This window comes from Escherichia sp. WS33 (genome assembly GCF_046486385.1).
GTDB lineage: Bacteria > Pseudomonadota > Gammaproteobacteria > Enterobacterales > Enterobacteriaceae > ECMA0423.
The window spans coordinates 258,402-277,488 of record NZ_JBJQLJ010000002.1 but is presented as its reverse complement, the minus strand read 5'-3'; the positions used below and the strand labels follow the sequence as shown (position 1 = coordinate 277,488).

The window sequence follows — 19,087 nt, the reverse complement described above, 5'->3', positions numbered from 1 at the left end:
GTAGGCCCGGTAACATGTGTACCGGGCCAGGGTTGTTAAGACGATTTACGTACGCGCAAATACCATTCGCACAGTAAACGCACCTGTTTACGGGTGTAGCCTTTTTCCATCATACGGTCGACAAAGTCGTCGTGTTTCTTCTGCTCGTCGGTTGACGTTTTGGCGTTAAACGAGATAACCGGCAACAGCTCCTCGGTATTGGAGAACATTTTCTTCTCGATAACCGTGCGCAGTTTTTCATAGCTGGTCCAGTTCGGATTGCGTCCGCTGTTATTCGCTCTGGCGCGCAGTACGAAGTTAACAATCTCGTTGCGGAAATCTTTTGGATTACTGATCCCCGCCGGTTTCTCGATTTTCTCCAGCTCGGCGTTAAGAGACTCGCGGTCAAACAGCTGCCCGGTATCCGGATCGCGATACTCCTGATCCTGAATCCAGAAATCCGCGTAGGTAACATAACGGTCGAAAATGTTTTGCCCATATTCGGAATAGGATTCAAGGTAGGCCGTCTGGATCTCTTTGCCGATAAACTCGGCATATTTCGGGATCAGATAACCTTTCAGGAACTCCAGATAGCGTTCTGCCTGCTCTTGTGGGAACTGCTCGCGCTCGATCTGCTGTTCCAGGACGTAGAACAGATGGACCGGGTTTGCCGCCACTTCTACATGATCGAAGTTGAACACGCGGGAGAGGATCTTAAACGCAAAACGCGTCGACAGACCGTTCATCCCTTCATCGACACCGGCGTAGTCACGATATTCCTGATACGACTTGGCTTTGGGATCGGTGTCTTTCAGACTTTCGCCATCATAAACCCGCATCTTTGAATAAATGCTGGAGTTTTCTGGCTCTTTAAGGCGCGAAAGAATGGAAAAACGTGACAGCGTTTCCAGCGTGCCAGGGGCGCAGGGGGCGTGAGTCAATTCACTGTGATTAAGCAATTTCTCGTAGATTTTGATCTCTTCGGAAATGCGTAAGCAATACGGCACCTTCACGATGTAAACACGGTCGAGGAAGGCTTCGTTGTTTTTGTTATTACGGAAAGTGACCCATTCGGATTCGTTCGAGTGGGCGAGAATAATCCCGTTGAACGGCAGGGCGGAGATACCTTCCGTCCCGTTGTAGTTACCTTCCTGAGTGGCGGTTAACAGCGGATGCAGCACTTTTATCGGTGCTTTAAACATCTCGACAAATTCCATGATCCCTTGGTTGGCGCGGCACAGCGCACCGGAATAGCCGTAGGCGTCCGGGTCATTCTGCGCGTAGTGTTCGAGTTTACGAATATCGACTTTCCCAACCAGCGCGGAGATGTCCTGGTTGTTCTCATCACCGGGTTCCGTTTTGGCGATAGCAATTTGTTGCAGAATTGACGGCCAGACCTTCACTACCCGGAACTTAGTGATATCGCCACCAAATTCATGCAGGCGTTTTGCCGCCCATGGCGACATGATGGTGCCGAGATAACGGCGAGGAATGCCATACTCTTTTTCCAGAATCTGAGCATCTTCCTGCGGATTGAAAAGACAGAACGGATGATCGTTGACCGGGCTACGCTCACCGTTGGCGCTCAATACATAAATCGGTACGAGCTGCATTAATGATTTCAGTCGCTCAGCAAGCGATGATTTACCCCCACCCACAGGCCCCAGCAGATACAGGATTTGTTTCTTCTCTTCCAGCCCCTGAGCCGCGTGTTTCAGATAAGAGACAATCTGTTCAATCGCGTCTTCCATGCCGTAAAACTCTTCAAATGCCGGATAACGTGCAATGACCCGGTTAGAAAAGAGTCGAGAAAGTCTGGGTTCCTGGGCTGTATCGACCATGACAGGCTCACCGATAGCCATCAATAGCCGCTCAGCCGCGTTGGCATAAGCACTGCGATCTTGCCGACAAGTGGTAAGAAACTCCTGCAGTGTGAACTCTTCGTCCTTGGCAGCTTCATATCGCTGGCGATAGTGATCGAATATATTCATGGTATGCCGTCCTTTCGTTTTTTAGCACAGGTTAAGAGCCGTTCATATGAATAGTAGAGGCTCCCGGAAGAGGTAAACTGAACGACGTCTCTTGCTAAAACACAGCAACTCTCATGCCATTTTATCGACGATGAGAACAACGTGCCCGGTGATACACCTTCAAAATTAAGCGTAGATGGCAAATGGAAAACTTGCCTGCACGGCTTTCTTAATTTCAATGGCATATCAACAACTCATCCATAAATTTTGCATAATTAATGTAAAGACCAGGGTAGCCAGTAACGCTAAATTCATTTGGCTGTAAGCGCGGTGTCATCCGCGTCAGGAAAATTAAACAGTTACTTTAAAAAATGAAAACGTAAAAAGGTTGGGTTTCGATGTATTGACGGGTAAACTTTGTCGCCCGCTAAACATTTGTTTAAGGAATGATTAATTGTGACCAAACTCAAACTTCTGGCACTTGGAGTGCTTATCGCAACGTCTGCAGGCGTAGCGCACGCTGAAGGTAAATTTTCCCTGGGCGCAGGCGTAGGTGTCGTTGAGCACCCATATAAAGATTACGATACCGATGTTTACCCAGTACCGGTAATCAACTATGAAGGCGATAACTTCTGGTTCCGTGGCTTAGGTGGTGGTTACTACCTGTGGAATGACGCAACGGACAAACTTTCAATTACCGCTTATTGGTCGCCGCTTTACTTCAAAGCGAAAGACAGTGGCAATCACCAAATGCGTCACCTGGATGACCGTAAGAGCACCATGATGGCTGGTCTGTCTTATGCTCACTTTACCCAGTACGGTTACCTGCGTACCACCCTGGCTGGCGATACCCTGGATAACAGCAACGGCATCGTCTGGGATATGGCCTGGTTGTATCGTTACACCAACGGCGGCCTGACCGTGACCCCGGGTATCGGTGTGCAGTGGAACAGCGAAAACCAGAACGAATACTATTATGGCGTATCGCGCAAAGAGTCCGCTCGCAGCGGTCTGCGTGGCTATAACCCGAACGACAGCTGGAGCCCTTACCTGGAGCTGAGCGCCAGCTACAACTTCCTCGTCGACTGGAGTGTTTACGGTACCGCGCGCTATACCCGTCTGTCTGATGAAGTTACTGACAGCCCGATGGTGGATAAATCCTGGACTGGCCTGATTTCTACCGGGATCACCTACAAATTCTGATAATGCATCTTTCCAGGGCATTTTGTGCATAAAAACAGGGCGTCACGCCCTGTTTTGCATTACGGTGGTGCAATACCTGGGAGGAAACAATGCAACAAAAAATGATTCAATTTAGTGGCGATGTCTCACTGCCAGCCATAGGGCAGGGAACATGGTATATGGGCGAAGATGCCAGTCAGCGCAAAACAGAAGTTGCTGCACTACGCGCGGGCATTGAGCTCGGTTTAACCCTCATTGATACCGCCGAAATGTATGCCGATGGCGGTGCCGAAAAGGTGGTTGGGGAAGCATTAACCGGTCTGCGCGATAACGTCTTTCTCGTCTCTAAAGTCTATCCGTGGAATGCTGGCGGGCAAAAAGCGATAAATGCATGCGAAGCCAGTTTACGCCGTCTCAATACTGATTATCTCGATCTCTACTTATTACACTGGTCTGGCAGTTTCGCTTTTGAAGAGACTGTGGCAGCGATGGAAAAATTGATCGCCCAGGGAAAAATCCGCCGCTGGGGCGTTTCTAACCTTGATCATGCTGATATGCAGGAACTCTGGCAGCTGCCGGGGGGAAATCAGTGTGCCACTAATCAGGTGCTTTACCATCTCGGTTCACGAGGGATTGAGTACGATCTACTCCCCTGGTGCCAGCAACAGCAGATGCCGGTGATGGCTTACAGTCCATTAGCCCAGGCCGGGCGGTTGCGCAATGGACTGTTAAAAAACGCGGTAGTCAACGAAATTGCACATGCTCACAATATCAGCGCGGCACAAGTATTGTTGGCGTGGGTAATCAGCCATCAGGGTGTGATGGCGATTCCAAAAGCGGCCACGATTGCCCATGTCCAACAGAATGCGGCTGTGCTTGAGGTCGAACTTTCGTCAGCGGAATTAACCATGCTGGATAAAGCGTATCCGGCACCAAAAGGAAAAACTGCGCTGGATATGGTGTGATGTTGATACGTGCCGGATGCATCGCACCCGGCACACAACATTAACGCAAATTAACGTTTCGCAACGCGAATGGATTGCGCCAGATGTGCAGGTTTCTCTTTGGTCACTTTTTGCGTTTCTGAAGCGTAAGCCGTTTCTACACAAACAAATGTTTTGTAGCCATCATCCGGCATGTCGCCCATGCTAACTGAAAGCGCCGGTCCCGGGTTCCAGCCGACAACGTTCAGATGATGCTGGTGGCCTACGGCGATAATACGATTCAGCGCTTCATCATTAATCACGCTGCAATCTTGCGGATTCAGATACACGCGATCGGTACGGTCAGGGAAGGTCTGAATACCGTCGGTCAGTACATCTTCTTTCGCGTCATTTACTTTATCAATGAAGCGATCGCCCAGCCCACTGACGCTTACCTTAGCGATATCACCCACGTTAAAGTAGGTATGCAGGGCAGAGGTGGTTTCAAATTCGCCATGTGATTCAAGATCGATTTCACAGGTTTTACCCACGCGGAAATGCGCTAACAGCGTAAAGTCGTGCGGCCAGAATTTTTTCGTCTCTTCGCTTTGCGTCAATTCAAAAGTCAGCGCTACGCCATCAGCATCTTCACGATGTGATTTCAGCGTCCACGGCAGGTTGCGGGCAAAACCGTGCGCAGGCAGACCTTGTTGTGCCGCCGGACCAAACCACGGCCAGCAAACCGGTACGCCACCGCGAATAGCGACGCCATTTTTGAACGGTGTGTTGTTGCTCAACCACAGAACTTCTTCTTCACCCGCAGGTTTCCACGAGAGAAGGTGTGCGCCCTGTAATGCAAAAGAGGCTTTTACCTGGGGATGATCGACCACAATGAGGTCCAGTTCATCCAGTTTACGACGGGAGAGGACAGGGGAGATTTGTTCGATGACCGGAAGGGCAAAAATTTTCTTAATCATGACGCAGTCCTTTAACTTCATTTTATCAGGTAAAAAAAAGAGCGACCGAAGTCGCTCTTTTTAGATCACAGTGTCATCTCAACTTATTTGGAGATGTGAGCGATCAGGTCCAGAACTTTGTTGGAGTAACCGGTTTCGTTGTCGTACCAGGATACCAGTTTCACGAAGTTGTCGTTCAGAGCGATACCAGCTTTAGCATCGAACACGGAAGTGCAAACTTCGCCGTTGAAATCGGTAGATACTACGTCATCTTCGGTGTAGCCCAGAACGCCTTTCATTTCGCCTTCAGCAGCAGCTTTAACGGCAGCTTTGATCTGCTCGTAAGTTGCAGCTTTTTCCAGACGAACGGTCAGGTCAACTACGGATACGTTCGGGGTCGGAACGCGGAACGCCATACCAGTCAGTTTGCCATTCAGTTCTGGCAGTACTTTACCTACAGCTTTAGCAGCACCGGTAGAGGACGGGATGATGTTCTGGGAAGCGCCGCGGCCGCCGCGCCAGTCTTTGTGAGACGGGCCATCAACGGTTTTCTGAGTAGCGGTAGTAGCGTGAACGGTGGTCATCAGACCTTCGATGATGCCGAAGTTATCGTTGATAACTTTAGCCAGCGGAGCCAGGCAGTTGGTGGTGCAGGAAGCGTTGGAAACGATGTCCTGGCCAGCATATTTGTCGAAGTTAGCGCCTTTAACGAACATCGGAGTGTTGTCTTTAGACGGACCAGTCATAACCACTTTCTTCGCACCAGCGGTGATGTGTTTACGAGCAGTTTCGTCAGTCAGGAACAGACCAGTTGCTTCAGCGACAACGTCAACACCAACTTCGTCCCATTTCAGGTTAGCCGGATCACGTTCAGCGGTAACACGGATTTTTTTACCGTTAACGATCAGATGACCGTCTTTCACTTCAACGGTACCGTCGAAACGGCCGTGAGTGGAGTCATATTTCAGCATGTATGCCATGTAATCAGCGTCTAACAGGTCGTTGATTGCAACGATCTCGATGTCAGAACGTTTCTGAGCAGCACGGAAAACAATGCGACCGATACGGCCAAAACCGTTGATACCTACTTTGATAGTCATATATTCCACCAGCTATTTGTTAGTGAATAAAAGGTTGCCTGTAAAATTACAAAAACCTTACGCAGCGTCAAGCGGAATCGTGTCAATCATTGCGACAAATCAATCCTGTGCCTAAGCATTACGCGACTGACTCGCCTCACTCTTCCTTTGGGCTTGAGACCACATGGGGTCGGCGCCCCGAATTTTAAAGGGCAATTACGATAAAAATGTGATTTTCATCACGATTTAGGTGCAGCCATTTCGTCGAGATCAAGTTTAGGACAAAATTTTGCCAGTTGGTGTTAATGTTTTGTTAGAATCAGTCACGTAATGTGAGCACGATTAAAGTGAGATGTGAGCAAATGGCTAATAAACCTTCGGCAGAAGAACTGAAAAAAAATTTGTCCGAGATGCAGTTTTACGTGACGCAGAATCATGGGACAGAACCGCCATTTACGGGTCGTTTACTGCATAACAAGCGTGACGGCGTATATCACTGTTTGATCTGCGATGCCCCGCTGTTTCATTCCGAAACCAAGTATGATTCCGGCTGTGGCTGGCCCAGTTTCTACGAACCGGTGAGTGAAGAATCCATTCGTTATATCAAAGACTTGTCACATGGAATGCAGCGCATAGAAATTCGTTGCGGTAACTGTGATGCCCATCTGGGGCATGTCTTTCCCGACGGGCCGCAACCAACAGGCGAACGTTATTGTGTTAACTCTGCTTCTTTACGCTTTACCGATGGCGAAAACGGCGAAGAAATCAACGGTTGAAAAAACGATTCAGCAACTTATTCCACAGGAGCGGAAAAATTATGAATCTTGATGACATTATCAACAGCATGACGCCTGAGGTATACCAGCGTTTGTCGACCGCCGTTGAACTGGGGAAATGGCCTGATGGCGTTGCGTTGACCGAGGAACAAAAAGAGAATTGCCTGCAACTGGTGATGCTGTGGCAAGCCCGCCATAATACCGAAGCACAGCATATGACAATTGACACAAATGGTCAGATGGTCATGAAGAGCAAACAGCAGTTAAAAGAAGATTTTGGTATCTCAGCAAAGCCTATTGCTATGTTTAAGTGAATGAGTTATCTAGTATTTAAGCCTGTTATTAAGGGAGGGCAAATATACTTGTTAGGACGTCGTGTTTTAGCTGCAAGTAGGTTAAATGCAACACTGACAAGTATTATCTGGCCTACAATGTCATTGAGGAAATGTAGGCCAGAGATGAATTCAACTAATATTACCCCTGCGTCTCTTCCCAGTCTGCCAGCGTATATAGCGTTGCCCCAGCTGCTGACATCTCCATAAACGCGTGCGCACTGTCCTGGGGCTGGATATTCACGCCACGACAACCATCGGTAATCACGTTTACTTTATAACCTAACTGTAACGCGTCCAGCACGGTAAACTTCACGCAATAGTCAGTAGCCAGGCCCATAACGATCAATTCATCGATTTCATGATCGCGTAACCAGTCATCGAGAGAGGTTTTCTGCCGACGGCCGTTATCAAAAAAGGCACTGTAACTGTCAACTAAAGGATTTTCGCCTTTATGGAACACCGCTGCGATCGCTTTTTGGTTCAGTAACGGATGTAATTGTGCGCCTTCACTGTTCTGCACACAGTGATCTGGCCAGAAGGTTTGTGGCAAACCGTCGAGTTGACCTGGCATATAAGGCTCTACACAGTGCTGACTGGCAAAACTGCCGTGATTCGCCGGGTGCCAGTCCTGACTGGCGATAACCGCTTCACCGCGCGACTGGCACCAGTCAATAAGGCGGTTAGCGACATCCACCGTACTGTCACCTTCCGGCACGGCGAGCGCGCCACCAGCACAGAAATCATTTTGTAAATCGACCAGTAACAGGGCGCGAGGGGGCATTGCAGTCTCCTTAATCATCCGGCGTCAGTTCGCCGCGCAGGTTTTGGCTCATGGCCTTGCGAATGGTTTCAGTATCCAGTTCCTGGCTCAGCAGGTAATGCAGTTTGGTTAGCGTAGCTTCTACAGTCATATCTGCACCGCCAATTACGCCGGCATGGGCGAGGGCGTTACCGGTGGCATAACCACCCATGTTCACTTTACCGGACATACATTGTGTCAGGTTAACCACCACAATACCGCGATCGCTGGCTTCTTGTAATTCCTGCAGGAAGGCTTTGTTTTGTGGCGCATTACCCACGCCATAGGAGCGCAGAATCAATGCTTTCACCGGTTGGCGCAGAAAATTGCGCACGACATCAGCAGAAATCCCCGGATAAATCGTCACTACGCCAATTGGTTGTGGCGTGATTGGATGAACGATTAATTCCCCTTCACCGTGCGGGGCGGGTGGCGTATTCAAACGACGAATATGGATACCAGCTTCCAGTAACGGAGGAAGGTTTGGAGAGGCAAACGCATCAAAACCATCGGCATGGGCTTTGGTAGTGCGGTTGCCGCGATACAATCGGTTATTGAAAAAGAGCGTTACTTCGTTGATCGGATAATTCGCCGCAACGTACAACGCATTCAGCAGATTAATTTGTCCGTCAGAGCGTAACTCAGCCAGCGGGATTTGTGACCCTGTCACAATGACCGGTTTACCGAGATTCTCGAGCATGAACGACAGCGCAGAGGCGGTATACGCCATCGTGTCGGTACCGTGTAGAATGACAAAACCATCATAGTCGTCATAGTGCGCTTTAATATCTTCAGCAATATGCTGCCAGTCTTCCGGCGTCATATCAGAAGAATCCATCAACGGCGTATATTCATGAATGGTGAAATCTGGCATCTCCGGGCGATGGAATTCCGGCATCAGCGCCAGTTGGCGTTGTAGATGACCTGACACCGGAATATAACCCTGCTCGGAACGCTGCATCCCGATGGTCCCGCCCGTGTAGGCGACGTAAATTGATTTCTTTTGCATGATATTGATATGAATGATATCGAAAGAGCAAAAGTATATACGTGAGGCAGGAGGAGCGCACCTGATACTATGCGGATAAGGAAATATGGGTCGAGACAGCGGGAAGAGGATTCGTCGAGGTAAAAAATAATGTGGCCGACGATCTGTCGGCCACTCAGTACAAGACTTAACGCACGTTGGCGCAGGTCAGGCAAAACGCATAACGGTTTTGTGGGTCGTTAAACGCGGCCAGCTTGTCGCTTTCACTTTTAACGGTAGAGGCTACCGAGGCAAGCGGTGCAGGTAACATGGCCTGGAACGCATCTGGCAACATTGCCCGGACAGAACCAGACATGTTGTCCATCACTTTGTCGAAGAAGGTCGGTTCATCAACGTAGTATTCCAGATGCCACTGTTTCACTTTTGCCAGCTCTGCTGCTTTGGCAACCGCATCATCGAAATCCCCGAGACTATCGACCAGCCCGTTAGCTTTTGCATCCTGACCGGTCCAGACGTGGCCCTGGGCGATTTTATCAATTTGCTCCGGCGTCGAATGACGCGCATCAGCAACCAGCGTGATAAAGCGTTTATAGCCATTCTCAATGCTTAATTGCATCATCTGCTGCGCTTCCGGCGGCAGTGCCCTGGTGATAGAAACATCCGCCAGCGGTGAAGTTGAGACACCATCAGTATGAACACCAATCGAATCCAGACTATTTTCTACGGTGGTGATCACGCCGAAGATACCGATAGAACCGGTCAGGGTGCTGGGGTTAGCCACAATGTAATTAGCTGGCGTGGAAATCCAGTAACCACCAGATGCCGCCATGCCGCCCATCGATACAACCACAGGCTTACCCGCTGCCCGGGCTGCTGCCAGTTCAGCGCGAATCACTTCAGACGCGGTAACGCTGCCGCCTGGGCTATTAACACGCAGGACAATCGCTTTCACTTTCGGGTCAAGGCGAGCGTCGCGGATTTGTGCCGCAGTGGTATCACCGCCAACATTCCCCTGAGTTTCCTCGCCATCCATAATTGCGCCATTAGCGAAGACGACACCGATGCTGTCACCGGTATCTGCCGGCGTTTTCAATGCGTAATCGTAATAACTGATGGCGCGATAATTTTTATCAGTCTTACTCCAGCCGAACTCTTTGGTCAGAGCTTTTTCGATTTCGGCACTCGATGCCAGTGCATCGACCAGCTTGTTTTCCAGTGCATATTTCGCGGTATCGCCACCGGTTTTGGTTAAACCCACAAGCAACCCTTGCGCGCCAGGGAATACCTGCTGAGCAGGGATCAGCCGGTTAGCGGCAACAGTATTCAGATAGTTTTGCCACAGCTCACCAATCCAGCGGCTGTCAGCTTCGCGCGCTGCCGGTGACATATCATCACGAATAAACGGTTCAACGGCAGATTTATACGTACCCACGCGGAACACATGGGTGGAAACTTTCAGCTTATCCAGCAACGATTTGTAGTACAGACCGTTGGTAGCAAAACCGTGCAGATCAACCACGCCTTGCGGTGACAGCCAAATTTTATTGGCGAAACTGGCGAGATAATATTGCCCCTGGCTGTAGTTCTCGCCAACGGCATAAACCGGTTTCCCGCTGTCACGAAACTCTTTCAGGGCTTTGCCGATGTACTGCATAGACGGCTGGTCGCCGCCTGCGAAGTTTTTCAGATCCATCACGATACCGGTGATATTGCGGTCGTCCTTCGCCTGGCGAATGGTGTTGACGATATCAAACAGTGAGTTTTCCTGCAGACGATCGGAACTGGCACCAAGCAGCTGGCGGCTTAATTTACTAAACCGCTGAGAACTGTCGGGTTTATCGACGATCACACCAGAAATGTCCAGCAGCAGTGCGCCACGACTGGCCGTTTCTTTCGAATCACCACCACTGACCTGCATCCAGATCCCCACACCAACCAGTACGAGGAAAATAAAGAACAGGTTAAGTACCATTTCACGGACGAAATTCAGCAGACGCCACGTCCATTTAAAAAATCCGGCAATAAATCGCCAAAGGGTTCGCATGTATTCTCCCAACTTAAGGTCACACCTGTCACAGGCGCAATAGATGTGGTTATCGTAATGACCCAACCGGCACTTGTCAGCAGGAATTGCGGACTGTGCTGTAACAAAATCCACTCTCGTGTTAATTTTGTGAATAAATATCACGACAGGAGTTAATCAAATGGATGCACTCGAACTATTGATCAATCGCCGTAGCGCCTCCCGCCTGGCTGAACCCGCGCCAACGGGTGAACAACTGCAAAACATCCTGCGTGCGGGTATGCGTGCGCCGGACCATAAGTCCATGCAACCGTGGCATTTTTTTGTGATTGAAGGGGAAGGGCGCGAGCGTTTCAGCGCCGTACTGGAACAGGGGGCGATTGCTGCCGGTAGTGATGACAAAGCTATCGACAAAGCCCGTAATGCGCCGTTCCGCGCACCGCTCATCATCACGGTGGTGGCGAAATGCGAAGAAAATCATAAAGTCCCGCGATGGGAACAGGAAATGTCTGCCGGATGCGCGGTCATGGCGATGCAAATGGCAGCCGTTGCCCAAGGATTTGGCGGCATCTGGCGCAGTGGCGCATTAACTGAAAGTCCGGTAGTGCGTGAAGCATTCGGTTGCCGTGAGCAGGATAAAATTGTCGGTTTTCTCTACCTCGGCACGCCGCAGTTGAAAGCATCTACGTCGATTAACGTCCCGGACCCGACTCCGTTTGTAACTTATTTCTGATAATTGTCGCGAAACTGTCTGGATTGTGAGCAAAGGCGCAGGAATTCAGACACTCTCACTTATCACTTCACGGAATGAGGGTTACCATACCCGGATTGCATTGACAGGAGATGTCCATGAGCGAGAACTCGATTCGTTTGACCCAATACAGCCACGGAGCTGGTTGCGGCTGTAAAATTTCCCCAAAAGTGTTGGAAACCATCCTGCACAGTGAGCAGGCGAAGTTTGTTGATCCGAATTTGCTTGTGGGTAATGAGACCCGCGACGATGCGGCGGTGTACGATCTGGGCAATGGCACCAGCGTTATCAGTACCACCGACTTCTTTATGCCGATCGTTGATAATCCTTTCGATTTTGGCCGCATTGCGGCGACTAACGCCATCAGCGATATCTTCGCGATGGGGGGCAAACCGATTATGGCGATTGCGATCCTCGGCTGGCCGATTAACAAACTTTCCCCAGAAATTGCCCGCGAAGTAACCGAAGGTGGACGCTATGCATGCCGTCAGGCGGGTATTGCGCTGGCTGGCGGTCACTCCATCGATGCGCCGGAGCCGATTTTTGGTCTGGCGGTAACGGGGATCGTACCGACCGAGCGGGTGAAGAAAAACAGTACCGCACAAGCCGGATGCAAACTGTTCCTGACGAAACCGCTGGGGATCGGCGTTCTTACCACGGCTGAGAAAAAATCACTGTTGAAACCAGAACATCAGGGACTGGCGACGGAAGTGATGTGCCGGATGAACATCGCAGGTGCGTCCTTTGCCAACATCGAAGGCGTAAAAGCGATGACCGACGTTACTGGTTTTGGTCTGCTGGGCCATTTGAGCGAAATGTGTCAGGGCGCAGGTGTGCAGGCGCGCGTTGACTATGACGCGATCCCAAAATTGCCGGGGGTTGAAGAGTACATTAAGTTGGGCGCAGTGCCTGGCGGCACCGAACGTAACTTTGCCAGCTACGGTCATCTGATGGGTGAAATGCCGCGTGAAGTGCGCGATCTGCTGTGCGATCCGCAAACTTCTGGCGGTTTGCTGCTGGCGGTCATGCCGGAAGCAGAAAATGAGGTTAAAACTACAGCCGCCGAGTTTGGCATTGAACTGACGGCGATTGGCGAACTGGTGCCAGCGCGCGGCGGTCGTGCCATGGTTGAGATCCGTTAATTCAATGCGGTTGTTTATTGCCGAAAAACCGAGTCTGGCGCGCGCCATTGCTGATGTCCTGCCCAAACCGCACCGTAAAGGCGATGGCTTTATCGAGTGCGGTAATGGTCAGGTGGTGACCTGGTGTATCGGTCACCTGCTTGAGCAGGCGCAGCCAGACGCCTACGACAGCCGCTATGCGCGCTGGAATCTTGCGGATTTGCCGATTGTCCCGGAAAAGTGGCAATTACAGCCACGACCCTCCGTGACCAAACAACTTAACGTCATCAAACGCTTCCTGCATGAAGCCAGCGAAATCGTTCACGCCGGGGACCCGGATCGTGAAGGGCAATTGCTGGTGGATGAAGTGCTGGACTATCTGCAACTGGCACCGGAAAAGCGCCAGCAGGTGCAGCGTTGCTTGATAAACGACCTGAACCCGCAGGCGGTTGAGCGGGCGATCGACCGTCTTCGTTCCAACAGTGAGTTTGTACCGCTGTGCGTTTCTGCGCTGGCGCGAGCGCGTGCCGACTGGCTGTACGGCATCAATATGACCCGTGCTTACACCATTCTCGGTCGCAATGCCGGTTATCAGGGCGTGCTTTCCGTCGGACGCGTGCAGACGCCCGTGCTTGGGCTGGTGGTGCGCCGCGATGAAGAGATTGAAAACTTCGTGGCGAAAGACTTCTTTGAAGTCAAAGCACATATCGTGACACCTGCCGATGAGCGGTTTACCGCTATCTGGCAACCGAGCGAAGCGTGTGAACCGTACCAGGATGAAGAAGGGCGCTTGTTACATCGTCCACTGGCGGAGCATGTGGTTAACCGCATCAGCGGTCAACCGGCTATTGTCACCAGCTATAACGATAAACGGGAATCAGAATCCGCGCCGCTGCCGTTTTCGCTTTCGGCGTTGCAGATTGAAGCGGCAAAACGCTTTGGTCTGAGCGCGCAGAACGTGCTTGATATCTGCCAGAAGCTGTACGAAACGCACAAGCTAATCACTTATCCGCGTTCCGATTGTCGCTATTTGCCAGAAGAACATTTTGCCGGACGCCACGCGGTGATGAATGCCATCAGCGTTCATGCACCAGATCTGTTGCCGCAGCCAGTGGTAGATCCAGATATACGCAACCGCTGTTGGGATGACAAAAAGGTCGATGCGCACCACGCCATCATCCCGACCGCACGGAGTTCTGCGATCAACCTGACGGAGAACGAAGCGAAGGTCTATAACCTGATTGCCCGTCAATACCTGATGCAGTTCTGCCCGGATGCGGTGTTCCGCAAGTGTGTTATCGAACTGGACATTGCCAAAGGCAAATTTGTCGCTAAAGCCCGTTTTCTTGCTGAAGCAGGCTGGCGCACGCTGTTAGGCAGCAAAGAGCGCGATGAAGAAAACGACGGTACGCCATTGCCTGTGGTGGCGAAAGGCGATGAGTTGCTGTGTGAAAAAGGTGAAGTGGTAGAGCGGCAAACCCAGCCGCCGCGCCATTTTACCGATGCAACACTGCTTTCGGCGATGACCGGGATCGCGCGCTTTGTGCAGGACAAAGATCTGAAAAAGATCCTTCGTGCGACCGATGGTCTGGGGACAGAAGCAACCCGTGCCGGGATTATTGAACTGCTGTTCAAGCGTGGTTTTCTGACCAAAAAAGGGCGCTATATCCACTCTACCGACGCCGGAAAAGCGTTATTCCATTCGCTGCCAGAAATGGCGACGCGACCGGACATGACCGCGCACTGGGAATCGGTGCTGACGCAAATCAGCGAAAAGCAGTGTCGCTATCAGGACTTTATGCAGCCGCTGGTGGGGACGCTATATCAGCTTATTGATCAAGCCAAACGTACGCCGGTGCGGCAGTTTCGCGGCATTGTGGCTCCGGGCAGTGGTGGCAGTGCTGATAAGAAAAAGGCTGCACCGCGTAAACGTAGTGCGAAAAAAAGTCCGCCAGCAGATGAAGTCGGAAGCGGGGCGATAGCGTAAGCGAGTGAATCTTTCGTGCTATTCGAGTCATATTCTGAAATATCCAGCGGATCAAGAAAATTCGTTGGATATTTTTTTTGCATGGATAAAATTATCGCCTCTAAAGTATGTAATAACAGGGAATGTGATGAAAAAAGTTTTATTACAAAACCATCCTGGGAGCGAGAAGTATTCTTTTAATGGCTGGGAAATATTTAATAGTAATTTTGAACGGATGATTAAAGAAAATAAGGCCATGCTGCTTTGTAAGTGGGGGTTTTATTTAACATGTGTTGTCGCTGTAATGTTTGTGTTCGCAGCGATAACATCCAACGGTTTGAATGAAAGAGGCCTGATTACCGCGGGATGCTCTTTTCTTTATCTATTAATTATGATGGGGCTTATTGTTCGGGCCGGTTTTAAAGCAAAAAAAGAACAACTGCATTATTATCAGGCTAAAGGTATTGAGCCGCTCAGTATCGAGAAGTTACAGGCGCTACAATTGATCGCACCTTATCGATTCTATCATAAGCAATGGTCTGAAACGCTGGAGTTCTGGCCGCGAAAGCCTGAACCTGGCAAAGATACCTTCCAATATCATGTGCTTCCTTTTGACTCGATCGATATCATAAGTAAAAGACGCGAGTCTTTAGAGGATCAATGGGGTATCGAAGATAGCGAAAGTTATTGTGCCTTAATGGAGCATTTTCTTTCTGGCGACCATGGAGCCAATACCTTTAAAGCAAACATGGAGGAAGCCCCAGAGCAGGTTATCGCCTTGTTGAATAAATTTGCTGTTTTTCCCTCAGACTATATCTCTGATTGCGCTAATAATCGCTCCGGTAAATCCTCGGCGAAGCTAATATGGGCGGCGGAATTATCATAGATGATCTCGATATCAAGCACAGCTTTTCAAAACGGGACAATTGAAGAAGAACTGGCCTGGCATTATATAATGCTTGCTTCTCGAAAGGCGCACGAGTTGTTCGAAAGCGAAGAAGATTATCAAAAAAATAGTCTAATGGGATTTCTTTACTGGCATATCTGCTGCTATCGCAGAAAGTTAACGGATGCTGAACTTGAAGCGTGTTATCGTTACGACAAGCAGTTTTGGGAGCACTACAGTAAGAAATGCCGTTGGCCCATAAGAAATGTTCCCTGGGGAGCATCATCCGTTAAATACTCATAAACGCCTGAAATTTTGCCGGGGGCGCTGCGCTTGCCCGGCCTGCATTAGAGCGTAACTGCAATGAATTGTGCCCATTTGTAGGCCTGATAAGCGTAGCGCCATCAGGCATTTACAACTTAAATCACACCCTGCGCCAGCATCGCATCGGCAACCTTCACAAAACCGGCAATGTTCGCGCCCTGCACGTAGTTGGTTTGCTCACCTTCACCACCATGCTCAACACAGGCATGGTGGATATCCAGCATGATGTGATGCAAACGTGCGTCAACTTTCTCGGCTTTCCAGCCCAGGCGCGCAGCGTTTTGCGCCATTTCAAGGCCTGACGTTGCTACACCGCCAGCATTAGCCGCTTTACCCGGTGCAAACAGTACGCCTGCCTGCTGGAACAGTTCAGTCGCTTCGATGGTGGTCGGCATATTTGCCCCTTCGGCGACGGCTTTAACGCCATTGGCGATAAGCTGATGCGCGGCGTCAACATCCAGTTCGTTCTGGGTGGCGCAAGGCAGGGCGATATCAACCGGTACAGACCACGGCTGTTGGCCTTCGAGATAGACCAGACCAAATTCTTTGGCGTAATCTGCCACTCGACCATCGCGGCTGGCTTTGATTTCGATAAGACGTGCCAGTTTCTCTTTCGTGAATCCGCTTTCATCAACTACAGTGCCGCTGGAGTCTGACGCAGTGATCACACGAGCACCAAATTCCATCGCTTTTTCGATAGCGTACTGGGCGACGTTGCCGGAGCCAGAAACGGAAACGCGCATCCCTTCAAAACCCATACCGTGGCGTTTTAACATTGCTTCTGTGAAATAAACCAGACCGTAGCCGGTAGCTTCCGGGCGAATAAGACTACCGCCAAATGAAAGGCCCTTACCGGTGAAGACGCAGGCGGTATTGTTGGAGAGCTTTTTCATCATCCCCGCCATAAAGCCGACTTCACGACCACCAACGCCGATATCACCTGCCGGAACGTCGGTATCCGCGCCCAGATGACGATAAAGCTCGGTCATCAGCGCCTGGCAGAAACGCATCACTTCGCCTTCGCTTTTACCTTTCGGGTCAAAATCGCTACCGCCTTTACCACCGCCCATCGGCAGGGTAGTCAGGGCATTTTTGAAGGTTTGTTCGAAGCCGAGGAATTTGAGAATGGAGAGGTTAACTGACGGATGGAAGCGCATACCGCCTTTGTACGGGCCGATGGCTGAGCTGAACTGCACACGCCATGCACGGTTGACCTGTACCTGATTGCGATCATCAACCCATACCACGCGAAACTGGATCACGCGCTCCGGTTCAACCAGACGCTCCAGTAATGACATCTGGCGATATTTTGGATTTTGTTCAAGAAAAGGCCAGAGTGTGGTCATTACTTCACGAACGGCTTGCGCGAACTCGGTTTGATTCGGGTCGCGCTTTTGGACATGGTTGAGGAATGACTCCAGAGAATATGTCTGATCCATAGATATAAAACCCTTATATATTAATACGATTGTGCTTATGTTGTTTATGTGATGTGCTTTTGCAGTTTTCGACTATACCATCAAGAATGTGACGGTAAGCAAGAAAAAAATGACCCAGGAAAGCAAATTAATAACGAGAGTAATCTCATAACCAAATGCGATAACTCAGACGCTAAAGTTTTGCCACCCGGCTACCGTTATCAGTAGCAGAGACAATAACGTTAAGGAGTTCCCTGTGAGTCGAGCATTGTTCGCCGTAGTATTAGCATTTCCATTAATTGCACTGGCTAACCCGCATTATCGTCCGGACGTGGAGGTAAACGTACCGCCAGAAGTGTTCAGTTCAGGCGGGCAGTCAGCGCAGCCCTGTACTCAGTGCTGCGTTTATCAGGATAAAAATTATTCTGAAGGCGCGGTAATTAAAGCCGAGGGAATACTGCTGCAATGCCAGCGGGATGACAAAACCCTTAGCACTAATCCGCTGGTCTGGCGGCGCGTAAAGCCATAAACGCCTCTAATAATGGAATGTCAGCAGGGGCCAGCGGATATTGCAGCGCCTCTTCAGGTGAGCACCAGACCAGCGCCTGATGTTCATGTGCCTGTAACGTCCCGTGGAAGTCGGGTACGTGCCAGGCATGAAGATGGATAATCCGGCCCGAAACTTCTCGCTGATGGCTGGTAACATACTCACCCACAGTTGCTTCGATGCCCAGTTCTTCGCGTAACTCACGCACCAGCGCCTGCCGCTGGCTTTCATCCGGCTCGACTTTACCACCGGCAAACTCCCATAATCCCGCCTGATCGCTCTGGGCGGGGCGTTGCGCGAGTAAAATTTTGCCATCACGTTCAATGATGGCGGCAACAACTTCAATCATTTTCATAAATTACACACGGGCAGATAAGCGAAAAATGCCATAATATCCGCACTGTTGCTCAATCAGAAAGGCTTTATATTTAAGGAGTGCCTGTGCTAGACCGCCATCTTCATCCCCGGATTAAACCGTTGTTGCATCAGTGCGTGCGGGTTCTTGATAAACCGGGCATTACGCCAGATGGTTTAACATTAGTGGGATTTGCCATCGGCGTGCTGGCACTGCCTTTTCTGGCGCTGGGCTGGTATCTGGCGGCGCTTGTCGTCATTTTGTTGAACAGGCTGCTTGATGGTCTGGACGGTGCGCTGGCGCGGCGCAGAGGGCTTACCGACGCGGGCGGCTTTCTTGATATTTCTCTCGATTTTCTTTTTTACGCGCTGGTACCTTTTGGGTTTATCCTCGCCGCACCGCAGCAAAACGCCCTGGCAGGCGGCTGGCTGCTGTTTGCGTTTATCGGCACAGGCAGCAGTTTTCTCGCTTTTGCTGCGCTGGCGGCGAAACATCAGATTGATAATCCCGGTTATGCGCATAAATCGTTTTATTATCTGGGCGGGTTAACCGAAGGCACAGAAACGATCTTACTGTTTGTGCTGGGATGTTTATTCCCTGCATGGTTTGCGTGGTTTGCGTGGATCTTCGGTGCGTTGTGCTGGATGACGACCTTTACGCGGGTGTGGAGTGGGTATCTGACGCTGAAGTCGCACCAGCGTCAGTAATT

17 protein-coding genes and 1 pseudogene are annotated in these 19,087 nt (G+C 50.4%); 10 read left to right on the top strand and 8 right to left on the bottom strand.

Annotation, left to right across the window (positions count from 1 at the left end; genetic code table 11):
- Positions 1-35 precede the first annotated feature (35 nt).
- Positions 36-1,970, bottom strand: a complete 1,935-nt coding sequence (gene yeaG / locus ACJHXA_RS03410; RefSeq protein WP_001019882.1) for a protein kinase YeaG — start codon at positions 1,968-1,970, stop codon at positions 36-38.
- Positions 1,971-2,405: 435 nt separating this feature from the next.
- On the opposite strand from yeaG, the gene mipA reads away from it, so the two are divergent.
- The gene (gene mipA / locus ACJHXA_RS03405; protein ID WP_283512253.1) at positions 2,406-3,152 is read left to right on the top strand and encodes a scaffolding protein MipA; all 747 of its coding nucleotides are present in this window, start codon (positions 2,406-2,408) and stop codon (positions 3,150-3,152) included.
- An 89-nt stretch (positions 3,153-3,241) separates the two neighbouring features.
- A complete protein-coding gene (yeaE, locus tag ACJHXA_RS03400; protein ID WP_001186343.1) occupies positions 3,242-4,096 on the top strand; it encodes a methylglyoxal reductase YeaE in 855 nt (284 codons plus the stop codon).
- 50 nt (positions 4,097-4,146) lie between these two features.
- On the opposite strand, the gene ACJHXA_RS03395 is transcribed toward yeaE, so the two are convergent.
- Both ACJHXA_RS03395 and gapA read right to left on the bottom strand, forming a co-directional pair.
- Positions 4,147-5,031, bottom strand: a complete 885-nt coding sequence (locus ACJHXA_RS03395) for a D-hexose-6-phosphate mutarotase (RefSeq protein WP_001299317.1) — start codon at positions 5,029-5,031, stop codon at positions 4,147-4,149.
- Between the two features lie 83 nt (positions 5,032-5,114).
- On the bottom strand, positions 5,115-6,110 hold the full coding sequence (gene gapA / locus ACJHXA_RS03390; RefSeq protein WP_000153502.1) for a glyceraldehyde-3-phosphate dehydrogenase: 996 nt from the start codon (positions 6,108-6,110) through the stop codon (positions 5,115-5,117).
- A gap of 341 nt (positions 6,111-6,451) precedes the next feature.
- On the opposite strand from gapA, the gene msrB reads away from it, so the two are divergent.
- Together msrB and ACJHXA_RS03380 are read left to right on the top strand one after the other, a co-directional pair.
- Complete coding sequence (gene msrB, locus ACJHXA_RS03385) at positions 6,452-6,865, top strand: peptide-methionine (R)-S-oxide reductase MsrB (RefSeq protein WP_001284613.1); 414 nt, start codon at positions 6,452-6,454, stop codon at positions 6,863-6,865.
- A gap of 41 nt (positions 6,866-6,906) precedes the next feature.
- Positions 6,907-7,179, top strand: a complete 273-nt coding sequence (locus ACJHXA_RS03380; protein ID WP_001046790.1) for a YeaC family protein — start codon at positions 6,907-6,909, stop codon at positions 7,177-7,179.
- Positions 7,180-7,339: 160 nt separating this feature from the next.
- Here ACJHXA_RS03380 and pncA read toward each other — a convergent pair whose 3' ends face one another.
- From pncA to sppA, 3 genes are all read right to left on the bottom strand, one after another.
- The gene (pncA, locus tag ACJHXA_RS03375; RefSeq protein WP_001135062.1) at positions 7,340-7,981 is read right to left on the bottom strand and encodes a bifunctional nicotinamidase/pyrazinamidase; all 642 of its coding nucleotides are present in this window, start codon (positions 7,979-7,981) and stop codon (positions 7,340-7,342) included.
- Between the two features lie 10 nt (positions 7,982-7,991).
- Positions 7,992-9,008 carry an asparaginase gene (gene ansA / locus ACJHXA_RS03370; protein ID WP_001170162.1) on the bottom strand — a complete coding sequence of 339 codons (1,017 nt, stop codon included), beginning with the start codon at positions 9,006-9,008 and terminating at the stop codon, positions 7,992-7,994.
- Between the two features lie 166 nt (positions 9,009-9,174).
- Complete coding sequence (gene sppA / locus ACJHXA_RS03365) at positions 9,175-11,031, bottom strand: signal peptide peptidase SppA (RefSeq protein ID WP_001259807.1); 1,857 nt, start codon at positions 11,029-11,031, stop codon at positions 9,175-9,177.
- A gap of 160 nt (positions 11,032-11,191) precedes the next feature.
- Between sppA and ACJHXA_RS03360 the strand changes: the two genes are divergently transcribed.
- The 4 genes and pseudogenes from ACJHXA_RS03360 to ACJHXA_RS03345 all read left to right on the top strand — a co-directional run bounded on the left by ACJHXA_RS03360 (position 11,192) and on the right by ACJHXA_RS03345 (position 16,037).
- A complete protein-coding gene (locus tag ACJHXA_RS03360; RefSeq protein ID WP_000339283.1) occupies positions 11,192-11,743 on the top strand; it encodes an NAD(P)H nitroreductase in 552 nt (183 codons plus the stop codon).
- Between the two features lie 116 nt (positions 11,744-11,859).
- Positions 11,860-12,903, top strand: coding sequence for a selenide, water dikinase SelD (selD, locus tag ACJHXA_RS03355; RefSeq protein ID WP_001297659.1), 1,044 nt, complete (start codon positions 11,860-11,862; stop codon positions 12,901-12,903).
- A gap of 4 nt (positions 12,904-12,907) precedes the next feature.
- A complete protein-coding gene (topB, locus tag ACJHXA_RS03350; RefSeq protein ID WP_001235800.1) occupies positions 12,908-14,869 on the top strand; it encodes a DNA topoisomerase III in 1,962 nt (653 codons plus the stop codon).
- 127 nt (positions 14,870-14,996) lie between these two features.
- A pseudogene (locus tag ACJHXA_RS03345) lies at positions 14,997-16,037 on the top strand (DUF1266 domain-containing protein).
- Positions 16,038-16,153: 116 nt separating this feature from the next.
- Here ACJHXA_RS03345 and gdhA read toward each other — a convergent pair.
- Positions 16,154-17,497, bottom strand: coding sequence for an NADP-specific glutamate dehydrogenase (gene gdhA / locus ACJHXA_RS03340; RefSeq protein WP_000373043.1), 1,344 nt, complete (start codon positions 17,495-17,497; stop codon positions 16,154-16,156).
- 235 nt (positions 17,498-17,732) lie between these two features.
- Here gdhA and ACJHXA_RS03335 point away from each other — a divergent pair, with 235 nt between their 5' ends.
- On the top strand, positions 17,733-18,005 hold the full coding sequence (locus ACJHXA_RS03335; RefSeq protein ID WP_000085233.1) for a YnjH family protein: 273 nt from the start codon (positions 17,733-17,735) through the stop codon (positions 18,003-18,005).
- On the opposite strand, the gene nudG is transcribed toward ACJHXA_RS03335, so the two are convergent.
- Positions 17,971-18,378, bottom strand: a complete 408-nt coding sequence (nudG, locus tag ACJHXA_RS03330; protein ID WP_000781892.1) for a CTP pyrophosphohydrolase — start codon at positions 18,376-18,378, stop codon at positions 17,971-17,973. The two genes, ACJHXA_RS03335 and nudG, sit on opposite strands and share 35 nt — an antisense overlap.
- 86 nt (positions 18,379-18,464) lie before the next feature.
- Here nudG and ACJHXA_RS03325 point away from each other — a divergent pair, with 86 nt between their 5' ends.
- Positions 18,465-19,085 (top strand): CDP-alcohol phosphatidyltransferase family protein, encoded by a 621-nt coding sequence (locus tag ACJHXA_RS03325; protein WP_001307237.1) that lies wholly within the window; start codon positions 18,465-18,467, stop codon positions 19,083-19,085.
- The last annotated feature ends 2 nt before the right edge of the window (positions 19,086-19,087 follow it).

What these genes read in the sequence shown, in the direction of transcription:
- msrB (WP_001284613.1), top strand. Translation starts at nt 6,452, where the DNA reads ATGGCTAATAAACCTTCGGCAGAAGAACTGAAAAAAAATTTGTCCGAG.
- ansA (WP_001170162.1), bottom strand. Translation starts at nt 9,008, where the DNA reads ATGCAAAAGAAATCAATTTACGTCGCCTACACGGGCGGGACCATCGGG.
- nudG (WP_000781892.1), bottom strand. Translation starts at nt 18,378, where the DNA reads ATGAAAATGATTGAAGTTGTTGCCGCCATCATTGAACGTGATGGCAAA.
- yeaE (WP_001186343.1), top strand. Translation starts at nt 3,242, where the DNA reads ATGCAACAAAAAATGATTCAATTTAGTGGCGATGTCTCACTGCCAGCC.
- yeaG (WP_001019882.1), bottom strand. Translation starts at nt 1,970, where the DNA reads ATGAATATATTCGATCACTATCGCCAGCGATATGAAGCTGCCAAGGAC.
- sppA (WP_001259807.1), bottom strand. Translation starts at nt 11,031, where the DNA reads ATGCGAACCCTTTGGCGATTTATTGCCGGATTTTTTAAATGGACGTGG.
- ACJHXA_RS03380 (WP_001046790.1), top strand. Translation starts at nt 6,907, where the DNA reads ATGAATCTTGATGACATTATCAACAGCATGACGCCTGAGGTATACCAG.
- gdhA (WP_000373043.1), bottom strand. Translation starts at nt 17,497, where the DNA reads ATGGATCAGACATATTCTCTGGAGTCATTCCTCAACCATGTCCAAAAG.
- ACJHXA_RS03395 (WP_001299317.1), bottom strand. Translation starts at nt 5,031, where the DNA reads ATGATTAAGAAAATTTTTGCCCTTCCGGTCATCGAACAAATCTCCCCT.
- topB (WP_001235800.1), top strand. Translation starts at nt 12,908, where the DNA reads ATGCGGTTGTTTATTGCCGAAAAACCGAGTCTGGCGCGCGCCATTGCT.
- ACJHXA_RS03360 (WP_000339283.1), top strand. Translation starts at nt 11,192, where the DNA reads ATGGATGCACTCGAACTATTGATCAATCGCCGTAGCGCCTCCCGCCTG.
- pncA (WP_001135062.1), bottom strand. Translation starts at nt 7,981, where the DNA reads ATGCCCCCTCGCGCCCTGTTACTGGTCGATTTACAAAATGATTTCTGT.
- gapA (WP_000153502.1), bottom strand. Translation starts at nt 6,110, where the DNA reads ATGACTATCAAAGTAGGTATCAACGGTTTTGGCCGTATCGGTCGCATT.
- selD (WP_001297659.1), top strand. Translation starts at nt 11,860, where the DNA reads ATGAGCGAGAACTCGATTCGTTTGACCCAATACAGCCACGGAGCTGGT.